A 19,614-nucleotide genomic window follows, 5' to 3' on the forward strand; every position below is an offset into this window, starting at 1 on the left:
TCACGCTCCCTTCCGCAGGCGGGCACGCGACCCGCTGCGCGTACGGTCCCGCAGCCCGTCCCCGAGCAGGTTGACCCCGACCACCAGGACCACGATGACAAGTCCCGGCAGGGTCACCAGCCACCACGAGGTGGTGATGTAGTCCTGGCCGTCGGAGATGATCCGGCCCCAGGTCGCGAACGGCCGCTGCGGGCCCGCGCCCAGGAAGCTCAGCGCGCTCTCCAGCAGCACCGCCTGCGCGAGCAGCAGCAGGACGACGAGGCTCGCCGGGCGCACGACGTTGGGGATCACATGCCGTACGAGGACCGCCCAGGAACGCAGTCCGAGGACGCGGGCGGCGGCGACGTACGGTTTCTCACGCTCGACGAGGACGAGCGAACGCGTCAGCCGGGCCACCTCCGGCCACTGCGCGACCGCGATCACACAGGTGATGACGGTGACGGACGGCCCGAACAGGGCGACCACGAGGAGCAGCATCATCAGGAGCGGCAGGGCGAGTTGGGCCTCCAGGAACCGGGAGACGAGGGCGTCGACCCAGCCGCCGAAGAACCCGGCCGCCGAGCCGGCCGCGATGCCGATCAGACCGGAGACCAGCACGGCGAGCACGCCGACGGTCAGGGAGACCTGGCCGCCGTGCAGGATCCGCGACAGCAGATCGCGCCCCAACTGGTCGGTCCCGAACAGATGGCCCTCGCTCAGCGGCGGCAGCCTGCGCCGCGACAAATCCTGGGCGTTCGCCCCGGGCAGCGGCAGCAGTCCGGCGAGGGCGACGGGCAGGACGACGATCGCGGTGCACACGCCTCCGGCCCACAGCTTGAAACGGGCGCCGCGCCGCTGCCGGGTCGCGGTGGCCCGGGCGAGGTCGCGGGCGGTGACGGCACTGGGCCGCCCCGCATCTACGGCGGTACTCATGGCTCAGGCCGCCTTTCCGAGGCGTACCCGCGGATCGAGCAGCGGATAGGCCAGGTCGACGAGGAGTTGGACGAGGATCGCGAGGGTCGCGGTGACCAGCACGGTGGCCTGGATGAGCGGATAGTCGCGGGTCTCCAGGGCGCGTACGACGAGCGAGCCGACTCCCGGCCAGCCGAAGACGACCTCGACCACCACCACACCGTTCAGCAGCGCCGCGAACCGCGTACCGAGTGCCGTGACCAGTGGCACCGAGGAGTTCGCGAGCGCGTAGCGCCAGGTCAACGCGGACTCCGAGACGCCCCGGGAGCGGGCGACGGTGACGTACGAGGAAGCCAGCGCGGTGGACATCTCCCGGCGCACCAGCCTTGATATCAGGGCGAGTTGGAGCACGGCCACGGTCACCGTCGGCAGCACCAGACCGCTCCACGACGTGAAGCCGGACGCGGGAAGCACCGGCACCAGCACCGCGAAGACGGTCAGCAGCATCACTCCGGTCCAGAAGTCCGGCATCGACTGACCGGCGATGGTCAACACGTTCGCGCCCAACTCCCTGCGTGTGTCGGCACGGCGGGCCATCCACACTCCGAGCGGCACGGCGACCAGTGTCGTGACCGCGATGGCGGAGACGGCGAGCGTGATCGTGTACGGCATCCGGTCCAGGACCACGTCGAGCGCGGGGGAGTGGAAGGAGTAGCTCGTACCGAGATCCCCGGTGAACAGGTCGCGGACGAAGTACCCGTACTGGACGAACAGCGGCTCGTCGAGGCCGAACTGCTCGCGGATCCGGGCGAGATCGGCACTGGTCGCGCTGGGCGCGGCGTACGCGGAGGCGGGATCGCCGGGCGCGAGTCGCACCAGCAGGAAGACGGTGGTGAGCGTGAGGAACACGGTCAGCAGGCTCTGCCCGATGCGGCGGGCGAGATATATCGGCACGGCTCAGCCCTCCAGCCGTACGGCGGTCAGGTCATAGGAGTTGACCGGCTGGAGCGCCAGGCCCCGGACGCGGTCGCGGCGCGCGAGCAGCGTCTTGGGCGCGAACGCCCAGAGGCTGGGCCAGGTGTCCCAGACGGCGTGCTGGAGGGCGGCCAGCTTCTTGTCGCGCTCCTTGGCGTCCGTCTCGGTCGCGGCGTCGGAGAGCTGCCGTTCGATGCGCGGGATGACGTAGCCCATGTAGGTGTCCCGGGTGCGTTCCTTCTCGGCCGTGCCCCCGTACATGCCCTGGAGGGAGGTCAGGGCCTGGCCGGTCGTGCCGGGGAAGCCGTTGCCGATGACGTCCCAGTCGCCGCCGCGTCCCTGCCGCCACTTCAGGATGTCGCCGCCGGGCTCGAACTGCCGCAGCGAGGCACGTACGCCGACGTCCTTGAGCATGTCGACGACGGCCTCCATCACGGACGTGTCACCCGCGAACTCGCCCGACTCCCACATGATGGTGATCCGCAGGTCCTCGGCGTCCAGCGACTTGAGCAGCGCCTTGGCCCTGCGCGGGTCGTAGGCATACGTGCCCGTGCGCACCGCCCCTTGGAGCGCGAGCGGCACCACTCCCTCGGTCGCCTCGGCGGAGTCGATGAGGACGTCACGTATCAGGGACTCGCCGTCGATCGCGTAGGTGAGCGCGTGGCGCACGCGCGCGTCGGCGAGCGGATGCCCTTCGGGCTTGCGGAAGTTGTAGAAGAGCTGGCAGATCCGGACGCCCGGGGTCTCCTGGACGGCGACACCGGGCAGGCCGGCGAGCTGCTCGGCCGAGTCGGGCGTGAGGGTGTCCACGACGTCCAGTTCGCCGCTGCGCAGGGCGATGACCCGGCTGGACTCCTCGGGCACGAACCGGACACGGACCTTCTCGACGGGCGGCTGCTTGCCCCAGTACTCGGTGTTGCGGGCCAGCGTGTACTCGCCGGCACCGCCGTTCGCGCTGACGACGCGGTACGGGCCCGAGCCGAGCCCCGACTGGAGTTCCTCGGGCCGGTTGGCCCTGGCAGGGGTGATGTGGATGTTGGCCATCAGCCGGTCGAGCACCGGTACGGGGCGCTGCGTGCGCAGGAGGAACGTGCGGTCGCCGGTGGCCTCGACGGTCGGCATCTCGGGGAAGAGGCCGAGCAGGAACGAGCCGTTGACCTCGGAGTACATGCGCAGTGCCGTGTCCACGTCCTCGACGGTGACGGGGCTGCCGTCCGAGTAGCGGACGCCTTCGCGCAGTCGCACGCTCCACGCGGTGGGAGCGGTCATCTCGAACCGGTCGGCGAGTACGAGCCGGGGCTGCAGGTCTGGGCCGATCCAGGTGAGCGCCTGGCGTACGGCGCGCTGCACGGTCACCGCGGCGTCGAACTGGTTGAGCTTGTTGTCGAGACTCACCAGGGAACGGTTCAGGCCGAGCGTGAGTGTGCCGGGGCCGGGCGCACCGGTGGGGCCGGCACAGGCGGACAGCGGACCGAGCGCGATGCCCGTGCCGCCGAGCGCGCCCCAGCGCAGCACGGTCCGGCGGCTGGGCGGTCCGGGCGGGGGAAAGAGGTGAGGAGTTGGGGTCATCGTCGACCTTCTCGGATTCTGGAGGGCGACCGGCTCTCGCTGACGCCGCCCGACACCGGGCGACGAACAGGTGTCGCGCCGGAAAAGGTGGCACGACTGCGCGAAGTGCGCAAGAGGTCTCGCGCACTTCGCGCAAGCTGTGTCATCATCGGCGCCGAGGCCGTCCGCCTGTCCGGGCCGCCCGAACAGGTACCCGCCGAAGGAGGTTCGCGTGTCCCGCACCACCCGCACGGTGCTCGTACCCCGCGTCTTCGCCCTCGCCGACGACCTGTCCGGCGCCGCCGAGACCGCGGCCGCGCTCGGCCTGCGCGGCCGGATCGTGCTCGGCCCCGCCACGACTTCGCCCCGCGAGGGAGAGTCGGTCGTACTGGACCTCGACACCCGGCAGCTGCCGCCGCAGGACGCGGCGAGCGCGGTACGGGCCGCGCTGGCGTACGCCGACGGAGGCGTGGTCCTGAAGAAGATCGACTCGCTGCTGCGGGGCAACCTCGCCGCCGAGGCGGCCGCCTACGCGACCGGCGCCACGGGCGTCGTGATCGCACCTGCCCTTCCCGTGGCGGGCCGTACCGTCCGCGAAGGTGTCGTCAACCTGCATGGCATCGCCCTGCACACGACCGACGCCTGGCGTGCGGAGTCGGGCGCGGCGCCGGTGTCGGTGGGGGCCGCCCTGGGCGGCGTACGCACGCGGGTGGTGCCGCTGGCGACGGTGCGCGCGCCCGAGCCTGCGCTGTACGACCGGCTCCGGGCGCTCGTCGCCGAGGGGTACCACCCGGTGTGCGACGCGGAGACGGACGCGGACCTCGACGCGATCGCCGAGGCGGCGCTCCGACTCGGCCCGGGGATACGGCTGATGGGCACGGGCGGGCTGGCGGCAGCGCTCGGACGAAGGCTCGCGAAAGCGGAGGCGGACGCGGCCGGGACCGGGGCCGGGTTCAAGGGAACGGACGGTGACCGTCCCGCGGAGGCCGCCCGGGGCCACACGGAAGCCGACGCCGACCACTCCGCGCGAACCGCGCGCGACCGTTCCACGGAAGCTGACCCCGACCCCGACCACTCCGCGCGGACCGCGCACGACCGTTCCGCGGAAGCCGACCGGGACCGTCCCACCGGAGCGGACACGGCAGGTCCCGCACCAGCCGACGAGGTGTCACCGGCTCTCGGTGGCACCTCCTTCAGACCCCTGCTGGTGGTGGTCGGCACCGCAGAGCCCGTCGCCGTTGCGCAGATCGCGCAACTCGTCGCGGCCGGTGCGCGCCATGTGCCGCTGCCCGCGCACACCCTCACCGACCACTCTGCCCGGCGGCCCCTGGACATCCGTACAGAAGGCGGCCACACACCGCACGGCGTCACCGTCGTCAGCATCGACGGCACCCATGCCGTCGATCCCGGCGCGGCGGGCCGCCTCGCCGCGGGCCTGGCCCACGCGGTCGCCGCGGCGGCGCACGACAGCGACCTCGTCCTGACGGGTGGCGAGACCGCCCGCCGCGTCCTCGACGCACTCGGCATCCGCGAACTCCTGCCGCTCGACCAGATCCACCACGGCGCCGTCCGCTCCAGCACCGTCGACGGCCGTCGCGTCGTCACCCGACCAGGCAGCTACGGCGACACCGATTCCCTGCTGCGCATCGCCCGTGCGTTGCGCCCCGGCCTCGCGCTGCCTTCCGACCAGCCGGTCGCCTCACCCGTCCCGTCTCGCCCGACCCGCTAGGAGAACCCACGTGAACGCAGCCCCCACCGCCGCGCCCGCCGAGCAGTCCGGCACCGCCGGACGCCGCCTCCCGATCATCGCGGTGACCATGGGCGACGGCGCCGGCATCGGACCGGAGGTCATCGTCCCGGCCCTGCTGAACGCCGACACCCTGCGCGGCTGCCGCCCCGTAGTCATCGGCGACGCCGAACGCCTCCGCGAGGCGGCCCGCATCCTCGGCGTCGCCTGCGACATCGTGTGCGTCGACGGCCCCGCCCAGGCCGAGTTCACGCCCGGCCGCATCAACGTCGTCGACCTCGGCCTGCTCCCGGCCGACCTCCCCTGGGGCGTCCTCTCGGCGAAGGCCGGCGACGCCGCGTACCAGTACATCCGTGTCGCCGCCGAACTCGCCCTGAACGGCGACGTCCACGGCATCTGCACCGCGCCCCTCAACAAGGAGGCCCTGCACGCCGCCGGGCACCTCTACCCCGGACACACCGAACTCCTCGCCCATCTCACCGGCGTCGAGGAGGTGTCGATGATGCTGTCCACACCCAAGGTGAAGGTCATCCACGTCACCACGCACATCGGTCTGATCGACGCCGTCAACCGGATCGAGCCCGGACTGGTCGAGCGCACCGTGCGCCGTGGCCACGACGCGATGGTCCGCGCGGGCGTCGAGGCACCCGTCATCGGGGTGTGCGGAATCAACCCGCACGCCGGCGAGAACGGACTGTTCGGCAACGGCGAGGAGGAGACGAAGATCGTCCCCGCCCTGGAGGTCCTGCGCGCCGACGGCATCGACGCCCGCGGCCCGCTCCCCGCAGACACGGCCTTCTACCTCGCCGGACGCGGCGACTACGACCTCATCGTCGCCATGTACCACGATCAGGGCCACGGCCCGGTGAAGGTCCTCGGCATCGAGGCGGGCGTCAACCTCACCGTGGGCCTGCCGGTCATCCGCACCTCCGTCGACCACGGCACCGCCTTCGACATCGCCGGAACCGGCAGGGCCGAGGCCGGTAGCATGGTCGAGGCGCTGCGCCAGGCCGCCGAGATGTCATCCGCTCCGGCCGCCGCCCGCTGACCCCGGCCCGTCGGCACCATCGGCACCACAGGACACCAGAGGACAGGGACTGATGTCTGCGATCGGCTCCAAGGCCCGGCGCGACCGGATCGTCCAACTCGCCACCACCACCGGCCTGACCAGCGTGGAGGAGCTCTCCCAGCTGTTCGGCGTCACGGCCTCCACCATCCGCCGCGACCTCGCGAAACTCACCACCGACGGACGGCTCGCCCGCACGTACGGCGGCGCGATGGCCCTGTCCGCGCACCCGGAGGCGTCGCTGCGCCAGCGCACCGGCGAGGCCTACGACGCCAAGCGCGCCATCGCCCGCTGGGCGGCGGCCCAGGTCCAGCCGGGCGAGACGCTACTCCTCGACGCGGGCTCCACGGTCGGCGCGCTCGCACACGAACTGCGTACGGCCAAGGACGTGACCATCGCGACCACCGGACTGACCGCGCTTCAGGAACTCGCCGACGTCGAGACGGTGCACGTCGAGTGCCTCGGCGGCACCCTCAGGCCGCTCAGCCAGGGCTTCGTCGGCCCGTTGACCGAGGCCGCCCTCGAACGGCTCACCTTCGACCGGGTCTTCCTCGGCACCGACGGAGTCTCGCCGGAGCACGGGATCTGCGAGGCCGATCTGCGCCAGACCCGCCTCAAGGAACTCATGGCCCGCCGCGCCGACCACGTCTACGTACTCGCCCACGCGGCCAAGCTGGGCCGCCGCCCCTTCCACGCCTGGGCCGTCCTCCCCGAGGGCTGGACCCTGGTCACGGACGACACGGCCGACCCCGGCATCCTCGCCGAACTGCGCGCCCGCGGAGTCACCACCGTGCTGGCCGAGCCCGTCGGCACCCTCTGACCGACTCGCCACCGGCCCGAGCGGCACGATCGCGCCGATTCCCGGCAACCTCTTCCCACCGGGACGAATAGCAGCATGATGTTGGGAGACCGTGCCCGGCCCAGGACTCGGGGACGGGCCGGGCCTCTCATGCGGGAGGATCAGTGGACAAGGCGCAGACCACCGGCCACATACCCGAAGACGACGCGCACGCAGGCGACTTGGCGGACTTACGCAACGAGGACTTCGACTACCTCGACGCCGGCGGGCACACCTATCTCGACCACACGGGAGCGGGTCTTCCGCCGACCTCGCTCGTGCGGGGGAGCGCCGCCCGCATCACCGGCGGACTCTTCGGGAACCCGCACTCCGAGAGCCCGGCCTCCCGCGCCTCGGGAGTGCTGCTGTCCCAGGCCCGCCGCGCGGTGCTCCGCCACTTCAACGCGGACCCGGCCGAGTACGCCGTGATCTTCACCGCCAACGCGACAGGTGCACTGCGGCTGGTCGGCGAGGCGTACCCCTTCACCCGCCGCAGCAGGCTGGTGATGTCCCTGGACAACCACAACTCGGTGAACGGCCTGCGGGAGTACGCGCGTTCGCGCGGCGCGACCACCGTGTACGTACCGGTGAGCGGCCCCGGGCTGCGGATGGACGAGCGGCGGCTGAGAGCCGCCCTGCCCGCGCGTGAACGCGGTCCCGGACTCGGACTCGGACCGGGCTTGCGGCGAGGCCGCGTGGGCGAGCGCCCGCACGGCCTGCTCGCCTACCCCGCGCAGAGCAACTTCACCGGCGTCCAGCACCCGCTCACCTGGATCGCGGCGGCCCAGGCACGCGGCTACGACGTGCTGCTCGACGCGGCCGCGTACGTACCCGCCAACACCCTCGACCTGAGCCGGTTCCACCCCGACTTCACGGTCGTCAGCTGGTACAAGGTCTTCGGCCACCCCACCGGCGTCGGCAGCCTGATCGCACGCCGGGACGCGCTCGCGAGGCTGCGCCGCCCTTGGTTCTCCGGCGGCACCATCTACGCGGTCAGCGCGCAGGCGCAGTGGCACGTCCTCGCGGACGACGAGGCGGCCTTCGAGGACGGCACGGTCAACTTCCTGTCCGTCCCCGACGTGACGGCCGGGCTGGAGTGGATCGACGGCATCGGCATGGACCGCGTGCACGCCCACGTCACCGCGCTGACCGGTCAACTCCTCGCGGGGCTGCGGGCGTTGCGACACAGCGACGGCTCGCCGCTGGTCAGGATGTACGGCCCTGGCGACCTCGTCGCCCGGGGCGGGACGGCCGCGCTCAACCTGCTGGGCGCCGACGGCCGCGTCATCGACGAACGGGTCGTCACCCGCGACAGCGCCCGGCGCGGGATCTCACTGCGCACCGGCTGCTTCTGCAATCCGGGCGCTGGCGAGGCGGCGTTCGCCCTGCCGCCACGCCGACTCCGCTCGGCCGCGCGCCGCCAAGTCGCGTCCCTGGAGGAGTACTTGGAGCTGCTGCGCCTGCCGTCGGCGGGCGCTGTCCGGATCTCGCTCGGCCTGTCGTCACAACCCAGGGACATCGAGACGTTCCTGACGTTCGTACGGGAGACCTACCGGGACCGGGTGCCCGGGGCCGCCGGACTGGAGGCGAGGGCGGGCTGCTGAGCGATCGACGGGTGTCGCGGCTCATCGTCCCGCCCGCCCGCGCACCACCCCGTTCCGGCACTTGCGCACCAGCACCGCCCACGTCGCCGCCAGGAACAGCAGGGCGAACCCGGCCAGGATCAGCCAGCCCCGGCTCGCGGGATGGGCGAACGAGTCGCCGTACGAGTCCAGCAGCGGCGGTCCCAGCCGGGAGGCACCGTCGCGCCACAGCGACTCCAGGCCGATGCCGCTGCCCAGCGCCTCGAACGCCCATCGGTTGGTCATCGCCCAGCTGATCGCGTCTCCCGCCGCCGTCATCCGGGGCACCGGCACGAACGCCCCCGAGAACAGCACCTGAGGGAAGCAGAGCAGCGGCAGCATCAGCGTCGCCTGCCCCGGGTCCGTCACGGCGGCGGAGGCGAGCAGCCCCAGGGCGAGCGCGGCCGCCGAGGCCAGCACACTCGACACGAACAGCGAGACGTACGTGTCCCAGCCCGCCGCGGGTAGCCGGTCCAGGGCGCGCAGCACGGCGAGGAGCAGGGCGTCCGCGGCCGCCAGTACCGGGAGCATGGTGGTGAGCTTGGACGCCACGTACGGGCCGATCCGCAGCCCGGCCAGCCATTCGCGGCGGAGCACGGGCAGTTCCGTACAGATCTGCAACAAGCCGTACGTCAGCCCGAAGAAGAAGGCGCCGAACGCGATCCAGAACATGATCATCGCGGTCGACCCCGGATCCGGGTCCGCCGGGTCGAACGCGCCCGCGCGGAACAGCACCGCGAACATCGCCACGATCATCACGGGTGAACCGGCCAGCACGGCGACCGAGAGCCGGTTGTGCAGCAGCAGAGCCGTTCCGCGCCGGGTGAGCAGCGACCACTGGCGTACCGCGCCGACGCGAGGTCGTGCCTCCGGCTGCTGAGAACGGACCGCGCCTTCCTCGGACTCCGCGGGCTCTTCAGGGGGCACTGCGGCTTCGATGCGCGCGCCGTCGGCCACCGCCTCGTACACCTCCTCGACCGTGCCGACCCCGAACTCCCGGCACAGGGCGTCCGGTTCACCCGTGTACGCGACCTGTCCGCCCGGAGCCAGGAACACGACGTGGTCGCCACGGAGGAGGTCCGCGAGGACATGGGTCGTCAGGACGATGGTGGTGCCGTGCTCGGCGAGCGAGCGCAGAGTCCGCAACAGGGCCGCCCCGGTGACCGGATCGAGCCCGGAGGTGGGTTCGTCGAGGAAGAGTGCCCGCGGTCTGGTGAGCAACTCGGCGGCGATGCTCGCCCGTTTGCGTTCGCCGCCGCTCAGCGCGCGGACCGGAGTACCGGCCCGGTGCGCCAGCCCGAGCGTGTCCAGGACCCGGTCGACGGCCGCGGTGACCGACTGGGCCGACGTCCCCGCCGGCATGCGTAGACCCGCCGCGAACACCAGCGTCCGGTGCAGCGGCAGGTCGCGGTGCAGGATGTCCTCCTGCGGCACGAACCCGAACTCCGGCCCGGGCTCGCCCGGTTGAACTCCATCGTGCAGTACGGAACCTTCGTCGGCCGACCGCAGTCCCGCGAGGGTTTCCAGCAGCACCGTCTTGCCCGCGCCACTGCTGCCGGCGATCACGACGATCCGCCCGGGCTCGGCATCGAGGGACACCTCGTCCAGCACGCGCCCCGCTCCGCGCACCTCCTGGGTCAGCCGACGGGCCCGGATCCGCAGGCCGTCGACCGGGGCGAGGAGCGGGGACTCGGGCGGGCGGGGCCCTGTCGGTATCGGCATGGAGGCAGCATGCCAGGAGACCATGGACTTCAAGCATGAGCGGCGAAGGTGCCGGGCAAGTGCCGGTGCGATATCCGGCGATGGGGCGTATCCGTAGGGCCAAAGTGTCAAATCCCCCTTCTTCAAAGGATCCTTGCTTCTTTTATTGACGGCGGAAAAGAACGGACCTAGGTTCCGGGCATGCGCTCGACTCCTCGTACGGAGGCGTTCCCGGCACACACGCCGGCCGCTGCCCAGATCTTCACCACCGTGCTGTCCCACGGCCCGCTCACCCGGTCGGACATGGCCGGCCGGGCCGGGCTCTCGGCGGCGGCGGTCACGAAGGCGGTCCGGCCGCTGATCGAGGCCGGGTACCTGGTGGAGGACGCGGGCGACGAGGCACGACCGTCCCTGGGCCGGCCCGCCAACCCCGTGCGGGTCGACGGCGGACGGGCCCTGTTCATCGGCGTCAAGATCACCGGCGACGAGATCATCGCGGTGCTGACGGACCTGTGCTGCCGTATCCGCGTCGCCCGGCACGTGCCCCTGGACGACCGCGAACCCAAGGCCGTGCTCGCCTCGGTCGCCGCCCTCGCGCAGGAACTCCTCGCGGAGGCCGACGGGTTCGGCGTTCAGGTCCAGGGGCTCGGCGTCGCCGTCTCCGGCGATGTGGACCGCGCCGCCGGAGAGGTGCGCTTCTCGCCCTTCCTGGAGTGGCGCGACCTTCCCCTCGCCGAACTCGTGGAGATGACGACCGGACTGCCGGTCACCGTCGACAACGACGTCCGGGCTCTCACCGTCGCCGAGCAGTGGTTCGGCGCGGGCATCGGCCTCTCCGACTTCGCGGTGGTGACCGTCGGCGCGGGCATCGGCTGCGGCCTGGTCGTGCACGGCAAGGTCGTCTCGGGCGCGCACGGGGTGGCCGGCGAGATCGGGCACGTGGTCATCGACCCGACGGGACCGCCCTGCCACTGCGGAAACCGCGGGTGCGCCGAGGCCATCGCCGCGGACCCCGCGATCGTCGCCGCGGTGCGCGAGGCGACCCGCCTGCCGGTCGCCGACGCCGCGCAGGCCGTCGAACTGGCCCGCCGGGGCGACCCGGGCGCCCGTGAGGTGTACGCGCGGGCCGGGGAGGCGATCGGCAGGGCCATCGCCACCGTCGCCAACCTCATGGGCCCCCAGCGCGTGATCATCTCCGGCGAGGGCCTCGCCGCGTACGACCTGTTCGCCGAGCAGATCCGCGACGCCTTCACCGCGTCGGCCTTCGGCACGGCCGCGCAGTGCGACCTGCTGACGCGTCCGTTGCCCTTCGACGAGTGGGCGCGCGGCGCCGCGGCCACCGCCATCCAGTCCTTCATCGGCGGTCCGACCCGCGGCCAGGGATGAGCCGCCGCACCTCCTGACGATCAGTCAAGCTACTCGGCCTCCAAGGAAGTTCCCGCACCAAGCCACCGACACATCACTGCCTCAACACATCACTGCCCCACCGCCCCAACGCATCACTGTCCCAACGCATCACCGCACCCGCGCAGAGCCGAACCCATCACTGGAGGCCCGACCCATGAGGTCATCCTCGTACTCTCCCGGTACCCCTGCCCGTCGCTCCACAAGAGCCGTGCTCGTCCTGGCCCTCACCGCGGCCATGGCGACGACCCTCCCGGCGGCCCGGGCCGCCACTCCCACTGCCTCCACTCCTACGAGCACATCCACGACAACGTCCACGACATCGTCCGCCGCCGGTGCCGAGGCCGTCGCGGCCAAGCCGTACATGGGCTGGTCGAGTTGGAGCATGCAGTCCTCGAAGTACCCCGGACTCAACCCCGACGGCGACTACAGCTACCTCACCGAGAAGAACGTCCTCAAGCAGGCGGACGCCCTGGCGGCCAAGCTCAAGCCGTACGGGTACGAGTACGTCAACCTCGACGCCGGATGGTGGCGGGCCAAGGACTGGAAGCCCGGATTCGACGAGTACGCCCGTCAGAAGGCGGACCCGGGCCGCTTCCCGCGTGGTATGAAGCCCGTCGCCGACCACATCCACGGCAAGGGACTCAAGGCGGGCATCTACCTGCCCGTCGGCCTGGAGAAGGAGGCGTACGGGGAGGGCAAGATCCCCATCTGGAACGCGGAGGGCTGCACGACCGCCGACATCGTGTACGGCGACCTGCGCACCACCAACGGCTGGGACAGCGCCTACAAGCTCGACTTCTCCAACCCCTGCGCCCAGATGTACGTCGACTCGCAGGCACGGCTCTTCGCCGACTGGGGCTACGACTTCCTCAAGCTCGACGGGGTCGGACCGGGTTCCGGCAAGAACGGCGACCAGTACGACAACGTTGCCGACGTCGCCGCCTGGCAGAAGGCCATCGCCGCCACCGGCCGCCCGATCCACCTGGAGATCTCCTGGTCGCTCGACATCGGCCGGGTCGCCGACTGGAAGAAGTACTCCAACGGCTGGCGCATCGACACCGACGTCGAGTGCTACTGCAACACCCTTGTCAGCTGGGAGAACTCGGTCGACGACCGCTGGGACGACGCCCCCGGCTGGACCCGCCACGCGGGCCCCGGCGGCTGGAACGACCTGGACTCCCTGGACGTCGGCAACGGCCAGATGGACGGCCTCACCAAGGCCGAGCGGCAGAGCTACGCGACCCTGTGGGCCATCGCCAAGTCCCCGCTCTACACCGGTGACGACCTGACCAAGCTCGACTCCTACGGTGTGTCGCTGCTGACCAACCGCGAGGTCATCGCCCTCAACCAGGGCAGCACACCGCCCGCCCGCCCGGTCACCCCGTCCGACCCCCAGCAGGTGTGGGCGGCCAAGAACGCCGACGGCAGCTACACCGTGGCCCTGTTCAACCTCGCCGACGCGCCCGCCGCCGTCACCGCCGACTGGTCGACCCTCGGCTTCACAGGCAAGGCCTCCGTACGGGACCTGTGGAACCGCGAGAACCTCGGCACGCACACGAACAAGGTGACGCAGGCGCTGCCCGCCCACGGCTCCCGGCTGTTCACCGTCACCCCGCGCGGCGCCGCCCTCGCCTCGACCGGCTACGAGGCCGAGTCGACCACCAACACCCTCAGCGGCAACGCCTCCGTCGCCGACTGCTCCGCCTGCTCGGGCGGCAAGAAGGTCGGCAACCTCTACGTCGGCGGCAAGCTCCGCTTCAACGACGTCGTCGTCGCCAAGGCCGGTACGTACATGGTGAAGGTCGGCTACGTCAACGGTGACGCACGCTCCATCGACGTCTCCGCGAACGGCAACGGCGCCAGGCACCACAAGTTCCCCTCCACCGGGGACTGGGGAACCGCCGAGACCGTCAGCGTGCCCGTCACCCTCAAGGCCGGCGCCAACACCATCACCTTCGACAGCGGCACCGGCTACGCCCCGGACATCGACCGCATCGACGTCCCGAAGTCGTCCTGACCGCCGTTCTCTTCCCCCTGGAGCCGCACCATGGACAACAACCCGACCGAGCCCAGCCGACGAAGACTCCTCTCCCTGGCAGCGGCGGCCGGCGTCGCCACCGCCCTCGGCGGCCTGCCCGCCTTCACCGCGTCGGCCGCACCCCAGCGACCCGCCGACGCCCCGCTCCCCAAGGGCAGTTCACGCAACCAGCTGTGGTGGCAGACGCCCGGCGACGAGCACTCGATGATCGAACAGGGCCTGCCCGTCGGCAACGGCCGCCTCGGCGCCCTCGCGAGCAACGACCCCGGCCGTGAACTCCTCCTGATCACCGACGCCACCATGTGGACCGGCGGCCTCAACGACAAGCTCGACTCCGACGGCCAGTTCCCCTACGACCGCGAGAACTTCGGCTCGTTCACGCTCCTCGGCCGCCTCACCGTCGACATCCCCGACCACGACCTGTCCGCCGTGAACGGCTACCGCCGCACCCTCGACCTCGCGCAGGGCGTGGTGACCACGACGTACGTCCGCTCCGGAGTGACGTACGAGCGGCAGATCTTCGCCAGCCGCCCCGACGACGCGATCGTCCTGCACTTCACACAGAGCGGCGGCGGCCGTTACACCGGCAGCATCGCCCTCGACGGGACGCACGGAGAGAGCGTGACGGGTACCTCCTTCGGTGCCGCATTCCCGAACGGTCTGCGCTACGGCGCGGCCGTGAAGGCGTCCGGCAGCGGCGGCAGCGTCCGGGTGAACGGCCCGCGGATCGACTTCTCCGGCTGCAGGGAACTGACCGTCGTGGTGAGCGGCGGCACCAACTACGCGCCCGACGCCTCCACCGACTACCGCGATCCGTCCCTCGACCCCGAGCGACTGGCCCGTACGAAGGTCCGCGACGCGGCGGCCCACTCGGCGGACACCCTGCTGCGCACCCATGTCGCCGACCACCGCGAGCTGTTCGAGCAATTGGACATCTCCCTCGGTACGTCGTCGGACGAGCAGCGCTCCCTGGACACCTGGGAACGACTCGGGGCGCGGGCCCGGAACGGCGAGCCCGATCCCGAACTGGAGGCCGCCTACCTGCAGTTCGGCCGCTATCTGATGATCTCCGGTTCCCGCGGCAGTCTCCCGCTCAACCTCCAGGGGCTGTGGCTCGACGGCAACGACCCGGACTGGATGGGCGACTACCACACGGACATCAACATCCAGATGAACTACTGGATGGCCGACCGGGCCGGGCTGTCCCAGTGCTTCGACGCGCTCACCGACTACTGCCTCGCCCAGTTCGGGTCCTGGACGAAGCTCACCAACGACCTCTACAACGACCCGCGCAACCGCTACCGCAACTCCACCGGGAAGGTCGCGGGCTGGACCGTCGCCTTCTCCACCAACATCCATGGCGGAAACGGCTGGTGGTGGCATCCGGCGGGCAACGCCTGGCTGTGCACGACCCTGTGGGAGCACTACGAGTTCACCCGGTCGCGCTCCCATCTGGCGAGGATCTACCCGCTCCTGAAGGGTGCCTGCGAGTTCTGGGAGGCGCGGCTGATCACCACGACACTTCCCGGCACCTCGCGGGAAGTGCTCATAGACGACAGCGACTGGTCGCCCGAGCACGGTCCGCAGGACGCCAAGGGCATCACCTACGCGCAGGAACTGGTGTGGGTGCTGTTCGACCACTTCCTCACGGCGTCCAAGGAGTTGAAGAAGGACTCCGCCTACGCGAAGAAGATCGGCGGCCTCCAGAAGCGGCTGTATCTGCCGAAGGTCAGCCCCAAGACGGGCTGGCTGGAGGAGTGGATGTCGCCCGACAACCTCGGCGAGACCACCCACCGGCACCTCTCCCCGCTGATCGGGCTCTTCCCCGGGGACCGCATCCGCCCCGACGACTCCACCCCTCCGGAGATCGTCGAGGGCGCGACTGCCCTGCTCACCGCGCGCGGCATGGAGAGCTTCGGCTGGGCCAACGCCTGGCGCAGTCTGTGCTGGGCCCGGCTCAAGGACGCGGACAAGGCCTACCAGCTGATCGTCAACAACCTCCGTCCGTCGATCGACGGCGGCAACGGCACGGCCCCCAACCTCTTCGACATCTACGAAGTGGAGAAGAGCCGCGGCATCTTCCAGATCGAGGCCAACTTCGGCACACCCGCGGCGATGATCGAGATGCTCCTGTACTCCCGCCCGGGCCACCTGGAACTGCTCCCGGCCCTCCCCGACGCCTGGGCGAAGTCCGGCTCCGTCACGGGAGTCGGCGTCCGCGGCGGCTTCACCGTCGACCTGCGCTGGCGCGACGGGAAGCCCACCGAGGCCCGGATCCACAGCGTCGGCGGCCGGACGACGACGGTGGCGTACGGCAACACGTCCCGCACGGTGACCCTGAAGCCCGGCGGGTCCGTCACGCTGCGGGACTTCGCCCGATGACGGCCCGGTTCGCCCGTGCGGGCGGCCGCCTGGCCGCCCTGCTGCTGATCGCCGCGGCCGTCCAGGTGACGCCCGCGGCGGCGCGGCCGGCCGACACGCAGGCGTCCACGGCACAGGCCGCCGCCGGGCAGCGGCACGACGTGGTCACCTGGGGCGCGAGCGCGGACCGTATCGGCGACGCCGTGAGCGACCGCAGCTACCGGCTGATCGTGCGCACCAGCGTCGCCGGGGACGACCTGCGCGTCCGGCTCTCCAACGCCTTCGGCGACCGGCCGCTGACCTTCGACAGCGTCTACGCCGGCATCCGGCAGGAGGGCGCCACCGTGGTCCGCGGCACCAACCGGCGGCTGACCTTCGGCGGCTCGCGCTCCGTCACCGTCCCCGCCGGGGCCACCGCCTACAGCGACCCGCTCCCCGGCAGGCTGCCCGCCACGACCGACCTGGCCGTCAGCCTCCACACCAGCGAGGCGAGCGGCACGGCCACCGGTCACTCCATGGCCATGCAGACCTCCTACGCGGCGGAGGGCGACCACACGGGCGAGGAGGCCGCCGCCTCCTGGACCCAGCCGATCGGCTCCTGGTTCTACCTCGACGCCGTGTCCGTACGGACGAGTTCGGCCACCGGGGCCGTGGTCGCGCTCGGCGACTCCATCACGGACGGCTGGCAGTCCACGAGCGATCTCAACCGCCGCTGGCCCGACTACCTCGCCCGTCGGCTGAAGGCAACGACCGGGCCGGTCAAGGGAGTTGCCAACGAGGGCATCTCCGGAAACAAGGTCCTCGCGGACGGCGCCGGACAGAGCGCGCTCAACCGGCTGGACCGTGACGTCCTCTCCCTGCCGGGTGTCCGCACGGTGTTCCTCTTCGAGGGCGTCAACGACATCAAGGCCCACTCCGGCGTCACGGCCCAGGACATGATCAAGGGCTATCGCGAGATCATCGCCCGCGCCCACGAGGCCGGGAAGTGCGTCGTCGGAGCCACCGTCGCGCCCTTCAAGGGCTGGTACGAGTGGGACGCCGCCGCCGAGTCCGTACGCCAGGAGATCAACCAATTCATCCGCGACAGCGGGGAGTTCGACGCCGTCACCGACTTCGACCGGATCCTGCGCAGCCCCTACGACCACGAGCGCATCCTTCCCGTCTTCGACGGCGGTGACCGTCTGCATCCCAACGACAAGGGCATGCAGGCGATGGCCGACGCCGTCGACCTCAAGAGCCTCGACTGCTCCGAGTGAACACCGCGCCGAGGCGGAGCGCCGAGGCGACGCACTGACGCATCGCGCTGATGCATCGCACTGACACATGGCCTCAATGTGCCCCACACACAGAGGAGTTGACCCAGTGAACCGACGTCGCCTACTCACCGGCGGGACCGCCCTCGCGGCCACCGCCACCCTCCTCACCACCCCGACCGCGAGCGCCCGCACGGCCCGGGCGCTGCCGTCGAGAGCCGAGATCCTCCCCGTCCTGCGCCGGGTCGCCGACCACTGGATCGCCACGCACACGGACCCGGGCGACAACGGCTGGGCCAACGCGACGTTCTTCAGCGGCCTGCTCGCACTGCACCGGCTGACAGGCGACCCCCGCTACCTGGCGTACGCGCGCGGCTGGGCCGAGAAGCACGCGTACGGCCTGCGGGGCGGTGTGACGACCCGTCATGCCGACAACCACAACGCGGGACAGGCCTATCTCGACCTCTACGAGATAGAGCCGGAGCAGCGGAAGCTCGCCGCGATCGAGGAGTCCCTGCACCGCATGGTCCACACGGATCAGCCGGGCAGGAACGACGACTGGTGGTGGGACGACGCCCTCCACATGGGCATGCCGCCGTTCGCCCGCCTCGGCGTGCTGCGCAAGGACCCGCGGTACTGGGAGAAGCTGTACGCCCTCTACGACCACACCAAGCGAGTGGAGGGCGGGCCCGGTCTCCTCGATCAGGGCACCGGCCTGTGGTACCGCGACAAGCGTTTCCTGCCCGGCGCGATCGTCTCGCCCACGGGCAAACCGGTGGTCTGGTCACGTGGCAACGGCTGGGTGGCCGGCGGACACGTCAAGACCCTCAAGGCCCTGCCCCGGTCGGAGCGGCACACCGCCGAGTACCGGGAGACCCTGACCCGGCTGATCACCGCCCTGCCCGCCGTACAGCGCACGGACGGCTTCTGGAACGTCAATCTCGCCGACGCGGCACATCTGCCCGGCCCCGAGACGAGCGGTACCTCCTTCTTCCTCTACGGCACGGCCTACGCGATCCGTGCAGGCCTCGTCCGCCGGTCGGCCTTCCTGCCGGTGGCGACCCGGGCATGGCAGGGGCTCGTCACCACGGCCGTCCATCCCGACGGCTTCCTCGGATACGTACAGAAGGTGGGCGACCGACCGGAGTCCAGCCAGCCCGTCACCTACGACAGCACCTCGGACTTCGGCGTGGGTGCGTTCCTGCTCGGGGGTACCGAACTCGCCCTTCTGACGAGCTGACAGCACCGCCGTGCGGGCCGGCGTAATGGCTCTGTAGCGTGGGCACATCAACCAACGCGACGGAGGCTGTCACATGACCCGCCCGATCACCGTGGGAGTAGACGGTTCCGCCGAATCCCTGGCCGCCGTGCACTGGGCGGCCAGGGAGGCGGTACGCCGTTCACTGGCGCTGCGTGTGGTGCACGCCTGGGAGAAGTCCGACGGCGAGGACCGGACCGGGGACGTGCGGGACGCGCTGGCGGAGACCGCCCGCGACGTCACCGGCCGGCACCCGGACCTGCCGGTGACCACCGACCTCCTCGAAGGCGACCGGGTCGACGCGCTGGTCGCCGCGGCGGCCGACGCCGAGACGCTGGTCCTCGGCACCCGCGGGCACGGCGCGATCGTCGGTTTCCTGCTCGGTTCCGTCGGACAGCAGGTGGTCGCGGAGTCCGCGCGGCCCGTCGTCCTCGTACGCGCCGGGGACCTCGCCGAGTCCGAGGCGGCCGGCCGCGAGATCGTCGTCGGGCAGCAGGGCGGCCCGGACGACAGCGCGGCGGCACTGGAGTTCGCGTTCGAGACGGCGGCGGCACGCGGCGCCGCCGTACGCGTCGTACGGGCGTGGAGCCTGCCCACCGTCTTCACCTTCAGCCCCGCCTCGCTCAAGCTCGCCGACGAGGCAGGGGGACTGGAGCAGTACGAGAACAAGGCGCTCGCGGAGGCGCTGCGCTCCTGGGAGGAGCGCTTCCCCGAGGTCCGGGTGACCCAGCACGTCGAGATGGGCAGCGCGGGCGAGGTACTGCTCACGGCGGCCGCCCCGGCCCAGCTGCTGGTGGTGGGCCGGCGCGCGCACCCTTCCGCCGTCGGTGGACGGGTGGGTTCGGTGGCCCATGCGGCCATGCACCACGCGCCCTGCCCGGTGGCGGTCGTCCCGCCGGTCTGACCGCC

The 19,614-nt window shown here is 71.4% G+C and carries 14 protein-coding genes; 10 read left to right on the forward strand and 4 right to left on the reverse strand.

Going from position 1 to position 19,614, the window contains the following annotated elements; genetic code table 11:
• From JEQ17_RS45205 to JEQ17_RS45215, 3 genes are read right to left on the reverse strand one after another with little or no spacing between them, the layout of a single operon-like run.
• A complete protein-coding gene (locus tag JEQ17_RS45205) occupies nt 1-912 on the reverse strand; it encodes an ABC transporter permease (RefSeq protein ID WP_200400750.1) in 912 nt (303 codons plus the stop codon).
• A 3-nt stretch (nt 913-915) separates the two neighbouring features.
• Nucleotides 916-1,845 (reverse strand): ABC transporter permease, encoded by a 930-nt coding sequence (locus JEQ17_RS45210; protein ID WP_200400751.1) that lies wholly within the window; start codon nt 1,843-1,845, stop codon nt 916-918.
• Between the two features lie 3 nt (nt 1,846-1,848).
• Nucleotides 1,849-3,435 (reverse strand): ABC transporter substrate-binding protein, encoded by a 1,587-nt coding sequence (locus JEQ17_RS45215; RefSeq protein ID WP_200400752.1) that lies wholly within the window; start codon nt 3,433-3,435, stop codon nt 1,849-1,851.
• Between the two features lie 211 nt (nt 3,436-3,646).
• Here JEQ17_RS45215 and JEQ17_RS50295 point away from each other — a divergent pair, with 211 nt between their 5' ends.
• The 4 genes from JEQ17_RS50295 (at nt 3,647) to JEQ17_RS45235 (ending at nt 8,669) form a co-directional block, all read left to right on the forward strand.
• Nucleotides 3,647-5,143 carry a four-carbon acid sugar kinase family protein gene (locus JEQ17_RS50295; RefSeq protein WP_234048613.1) on the forward strand — a complete coding sequence of 499 codons (1,497 nt, stop codon included), beginning with the start codon at nt 3,647-3,649 and terminating at the stop codon, nt 5,141-5,143.
• Between the two features lie 10 nt (nt 5,144-5,153).
• A complete protein-coding gene (gene pdxA, locus JEQ17_RS45225) occupies nt 5,154-6,209 on the forward strand; it encodes a 4-hydroxythreonine-4-phosphate dehydrogenase PdxA (RefSeq protein ID WP_234048614.1) in 1,056 nt (351 codons plus the stop codon).
• Nucleotides 6,210-6,261: 52 nt separating this feature from the next.
• The gene (locus JEQ17_RS45230; RefSeq protein WP_200400753.1) at nt 6,262-7,047 is read left to right on the forward strand and encodes a DeoR/GlpR family DNA-binding transcription regulator; all 786 of its coding nucleotides are present in this window, start codon (nt 6,262-6,264) and stop codon (nt 7,045-7,047) included.
• Nucleotides 7,048-7,190: 143 nt separating this feature from the next.
• Entirely contained in the window at nt 7,191-8,669 is a 1,479-nt protein-coding gene (locus JEQ17_RS45235) for an aminotransferase class V-fold PLP-dependent enzyme (RefSeq protein WP_200400754.1), read from the forward strand.
• A 21-nt stretch (nt 8,670-8,690) separates the two neighbouring features.
• On the opposite strand, the gene JEQ17_RS45240 is transcribed toward JEQ17_RS45235, so the two are convergent.
• The gene (locus tag JEQ17_RS45240) at nt 8,691-10,409 is read right to left on the reverse strand and encodes an ATP-binding cassette domain-containing protein (RefSeq protein WP_200400755.1); all 1,719 of its coding nucleotides are present in this window, start codon (nt 10,407-10,409) and stop codon (nt 8,691-8,693) included.
• Nucleotides 10,410-10,589: 180 nt separating this feature from the next.
• On the opposite strand from JEQ17_RS45240, the gene JEQ17_RS45245 reads away from it, so the two are divergent.
• The 6 genes from JEQ17_RS45245 (at nt 10,590) to JEQ17_RS45270 (ending at nt 19,609) form a co-directional block, all read left to right on the forward strand.
• Nucleotides 10,590-11,774, forward strand: coding sequence for an ROK family transcriptional regulator (locus JEQ17_RS45245; protein ID WP_200400756.1), 1,185 nt, complete (start codon nt 10,590-10,592; stop codon nt 11,772-11,774).
• A gap of 175 nt (nt 11,775-11,949) precedes the next feature.
• Nucleotides 11,950-13,812, forward strand: coding sequence for an alpha-galactosidase D (locus JEQ17_RS45250; RefSeq protein WP_200400757.1), 1,863 nt, complete (start codon nt 11,950-11,952; stop codon nt 13,810-13,812).
• A gap of 30 nt (nt 13,813-13,842) precedes the next feature.
• Entirely contained in the window at nt 13,843-16,215 is a 2,373-nt protein-coding gene (locus JEQ17_RS45255; protein WP_200400758.1) for a glycosyl hydrolase family 95 catalytic domain-containing protein, read from the forward strand.
• Nucleotides 16,212-17,450 carry an SGNH/GDSL hydrolase family protein gene (locus JEQ17_RS45260; RefSeq protein WP_200400759.1) on the forward strand — a complete coding sequence of 413 codons (1,239 nt, stop codon included), beginning with the start codon at nt 16,212-16,214 and terminating at the stop codon, nt 17,448-17,450. Before JEQ17_RS45255 ends, JEQ17_RS45260 begins: the two co-directional genes overlap by 4 nt.
• Nucleotides 17,451-17,556: 106 nt before the next feature.
• On the forward strand, nt 17,557-18,687 hold the full coding sequence (locus JEQ17_RS45265) for a glycoside hydrolase family 88/105 protein (RefSeq protein ID WP_200400760.1): 1,131 nt from the start codon (nt 17,557-17,559) through the stop codon (nt 18,685-18,687).
• Nucleotides 18,688-18,760: 73 nt separating this feature from the next.
• Nucleotides 18,761-19,609 (forward strand): universal stress protein, encoded by an 849-nt coding sequence (locus JEQ17_RS45270; protein ID WP_200400761.1) that lies wholly within the window; start codon nt 18,761-18,763, stop codon nt 19,607-19,609.
• Nucleotides 19,610-19,614 lie beyond the last annotated feature (5 nt).

Source organism: Streptomyces liliifuscus (genome assembly GCF_016598615.1).
Classification (GTDB): Bacteria; Actinomycetota; Actinomycetes; order Streptomycetales; family Streptomycetaceae; genus Streptomyces; species Streptomyces liliifuscus.